The organism is uncultured Mucilaginibacter sp. (assembly GCF_903913935.1).
GTDB lineage: Bacteria > Bacteroidota > Bacteroidia > Sphingobacteriales > Sphingobacteriaceae > Mucilaginibacter.
In genome coordinates, this window is record NZ_CAIWNH010000190.1 from 1 (window position 1) to 3,844 (window position 3,844).

3 protein-coding genes are annotated in these 3,844 nt (G+C 47.6%); all 3 read right to left on the reverse strand.

Annotated elements, in window-relative coordinates; translation table 11 throughout:
• Window positions 1-533: 533 nt before the first annotated feature.
• Window positions 534-725 carry a hypothetical protein gene (locus QZY09_RS07030; protein WP_295670165.1) on the reverse strand — a complete coding sequence of 64 codons (192 nt, stop codon included), beginning with the start codon at window positions 723-725 and terminating at the stop codon, window positions 534-536.
• Window positions 726-825: 100 nt separating this feature from the next.
• Window positions 826-2,379: a lipase maturation factor family protein gene (locus QZY09_RS07035; protein ID WP_295670167.1), complete on the reverse strand. Its 1,554-nt coding sequence runs from the start codon at window positions 2,377-2,379 to the stop codon at window positions 826-828.
• 200 nt (window positions 2,380-2,579) lie between these two features.
• On the reverse strand, window positions 2,580-3,844 hold a 1,265-nt coding region (locus QZY09_RS07040), incomplete at its 5' end, for an SGNH/GDSL hydrolase family protein (protein ID WP_295670171.1).

Genomic DNA, 3,844 nt, shown 5'->3' on the forward strand with positions numbered 1-3,844 from the left:
CAAATCCGTCAACACCATTAGCTATAGCCTCTCTCACATCTTGCTTAAATCCTTCTACCGAACTATTATCCCTCGTTCCAATGCTCAGCATATAGTGTGCAAACACTTTTTTTGTTTGACATTGTGCACTTATGGTTATCAACAAAAGCGATACCAGTAAAGTTATTTTTATGGCGTATTTCATACGGCTGCGAAATTAAATATTATTAGGTAATAATTTAAAAACGAAAAACATAGGCGGATGTTTTATTTTTTGCTGCTATTTCTATAAACGTACTGTTCAAAAAAACAATACGATAAAGAATAATTTTTTCCCGTCATAGCAGCAGTTGTTGCAGATGTCGACGCGCCGCGCCTATTGCCTTGTCTAACGATTAGTTTACCACATCCATACGGTATCCAATGTTTAAAAACTTCACACGGCTGTTTTGTAAAAAATTGATTACGGATACTTTTTGCTGTATCAATTTTGTGCAAAGCCAGCGTTATTTATTGCTTACATACAGCGATGGCATGCAATTTTGTTGCTCCCCCTAAAACGATTCATTCAAATTTAAAAAGAAACCCCTGTTGCCAAATTTGCCGAAGGCATAATCAAGGGCGAGGTTGGTGCGGGTAGCTTTATTAAACAACACCCTTAACCCGGCGCCGTAGCCTGGCTGAAATACCTGGAAGAGCCGGGTGTCCTGCTCATCGTTACCGGTTGGCAAATTGCCAAATGCCACGCCGCTAATAAATTTGTTGGCCAGGATAGGGAAGCGGAATTCGGCTTAGGTACCGTTGTAATACGTCACTGGAAATCACTTTTCAGGGTTTGTTACCCCCTCATTTCACCCATTCCTCACTCCGCAAAAACTTCAGCAAGCGCGCATCATCCTTAGAAAGTACCGGGATCCAATCTCCAAGCTTTTCCATTGTCCAATATATTCCCTTCGGACTGCCGGGTTTTGCAAATTGATAGCGATATAATATTGCCCGGATAAACCGGGGCGGCCGGTTGGAGAAGGGGTTTGCGGCAAAAAGGCTTACCGCACCAGGATCGTTATGCAGGAGTTTATAAATGAGGTTATAGGTCCAGGGATATTGTCCGGCAGTGCCCATGGCTGCAAACCACATCTGCCAGTCGAGGTGCGGCTGGTAAGGCGCAATTTGCGGCGGGGCCTTATCAGGCTGTGTGGGCAGGTATTTGTAAACGTAAGGTTTCCAATGTGCTTTGCCGCCAGTGGTATCGTCAGCGGTACCCTCAAAAACTACGTTGTAGCGCTCCTTCCCTACTGAGCCAAAGGCGCCATAGGTATTTACCAGATCGAGCGGGTCGAAAGAACTGTTCATCACCTGCCCCGGCGACAACATATTTAACACCGGCTGGATGCTGAGCAGGGCGATAATCCCGGCGACGATCCACGACATGGTAAGCATGGGGCTCGATTCTTCGGCGGTTTCCGCTGCGGCAGCGGCCTTTCGGACCAGTACCAGGGGAAGCAGTTTTGCCCAGAAACCATCATCAAAACAAGCCAGCGCCGGGATTAGGGTGAGCCAGTTTAAAAACGAGAGGTTGCCGCTGATGATGAGCGTTAACTGGAACAAGACAATGATGCCCCCTGCGATATGCCGCCCCGGCCGTGGACCGAAAACGAACCATGGTGCAACAAGTTCTGCCAGCCAGTTGAACCAAACCCCGGTTTTAAGCAGCGAATGCGGTAAAAAGTGAAACCAGCGGGTTAAGGGGCCGGGGATTGGCTGTGTTTGGAAATAGTAATAAAGGGCCGTGCCGTCTCGCCAAATTTTGTCGCCCCTGTATTTAATTAGCCCGGCGCCCAGCATGATGCGAAAAACCAGCCAGCGGAACAAAACGATAACAGGAAATGGTGGCGGGCGTTTGGGGAAGGGGCGCATGTCAAGCAGCGGGCATAAAAAAATAGCCAGGAAGCCGGTTTCAGTAAGCTGGATCTCCCAGCCGTAGCTGTACCAGTCTTGCCCGGCATGTACGATAGACATATACAAAAACCATAGCACCGTTAGCAGCGGGGCATTAGCATATCCGGCCAACACTATCAAACTAAGCACAAAGCCAGCCCAGGCAACAGTTAGCAGCGCCATATCCGAATGCCAGAACCAAAAAACGGTAGGCAACCGCACAAAACCCCCACCGGCTGAGCCATAGGCAATGCCGAGGTATTTGAGGTAAATACCTACGGGAAGCAAGCCGTTTTCGCCAATCAATGGGATAATTTGGTTAACCGCCACCAGGAAAGCCACTGCGTACACTAAACCCAGCAAACGAAGGATCACAAAGCGCGTAAGCCAGTACGATGGCCTGGCATCCTGGCCGGCAAACCCGCCGGCAGGGGTAGGATCCGTTTTATTTGCGATTTCCATTTGCTTTATTAAAAATACGACATATGATTGTGTTTATTACAAAGATTTCGGGTTTAAATCGTGAAGGTTTTCGGGGAAAAGGTGTTCAGGAGGAACAGCACAAAAGATACAAAACGCAAGAAGCCCCGGGAGTTTTATCAGGAGCTTCTCGTGTACTATTTCTTACTATGGACCATGGACTATTGACCATGGACTTTACCCTATGGGAACTTAACGCCCGGGTAGGCGGCAACGTTGGTTTCAGGGATATTTGAACCGTATTTAGCGTTGATCGCGTCAATAAACTGGTTGGCAACAATGGCATACCCGCGCGGAGTAAGGTGCACACCGTCTAACGAGAATATACCGCCGCTGATATAGCCTGAGTTAAAGCCCACACCATCAACTACCAATCCGTACTGTTTTACGTTATTAAGGAATGTGTATGCATCAAATACAGCCAGGCCGTGTGCCGCAGCCACAGATTTAATGGTGTTGTTGAAAGCAACAACATGGGCACGGGTTAAGGCAACTTCATTTTCATCCAGCACATATTGATTGTCAACCGGAGTATACGGTGTTAAACCATAAGGCAGCGGCCCGAATGGAGTAGTTACCGGGGCACCGATCTTGCTGGTAGGGAAAGTTAAGACGATCAGGTCGCTTGCAGTAGCAAGCCTCGGCGCATAAGTTGTACCGGAAACCAGCGCATTAATATAAATACCCTTTACTGACGGATTTGCTTGTTGCACGCCTGCAACAATAGCGCCTACAGTAACCGTGTTAAAATAAGGGATGGAAGTTACATCCGGAACGGTAGCCACAACGCCTTTAGCGCCCTTGGCTGTTAAAGTCCCAATTAACAAATTATCAAGATATGCAAAAGTATTTGGGTCTGTTAATACATCGCCTGCGCCGCCTGAAGTTGCATAGCCGAGTGCATCATTATTACCTAACCAGTTTGAAAAGAAGGTAAACGGCTTGGCGGTAATAAATGCGAGGTAAGGCATGGTATTATTAGGCGAGTCCTGGGGCAGCAGCCTTTCATAAAAACCATTCAGGTTACCATAAGGTGCATAGGTGATCTGCAGTAACTTAATACCGGGTACGCCGTAGTTTTCGATGTCGCCGGTATATTTAGAATATAAAGTTACATTGCCAAATCCGGGAACAGCGATTTGCCCCCTAATGGCCAGGTTATTAGTTACCGGAGCAAGATTCGGAGATCCAGCAGCACTAAACCCTGCTAATTGCAGGTACCCTGAGCCATTGGCCTGGTCGCTGCTGAACAATGGCTGGTTAAATACGCCACCGCCAACAGATTGCATTTGTTTGGCTACGATAGACGGATATGAATTCATCTGTCCGGCTAAATAAAGGCCGCCATCAGCATACCCTGCCGTTAGTGAATTACCAATAGAGATATACCTCGAAAAATCAGCTGCCCCGTTTGTAGGCTTCGGGGTTTTGATATCGGGCTTGCAGG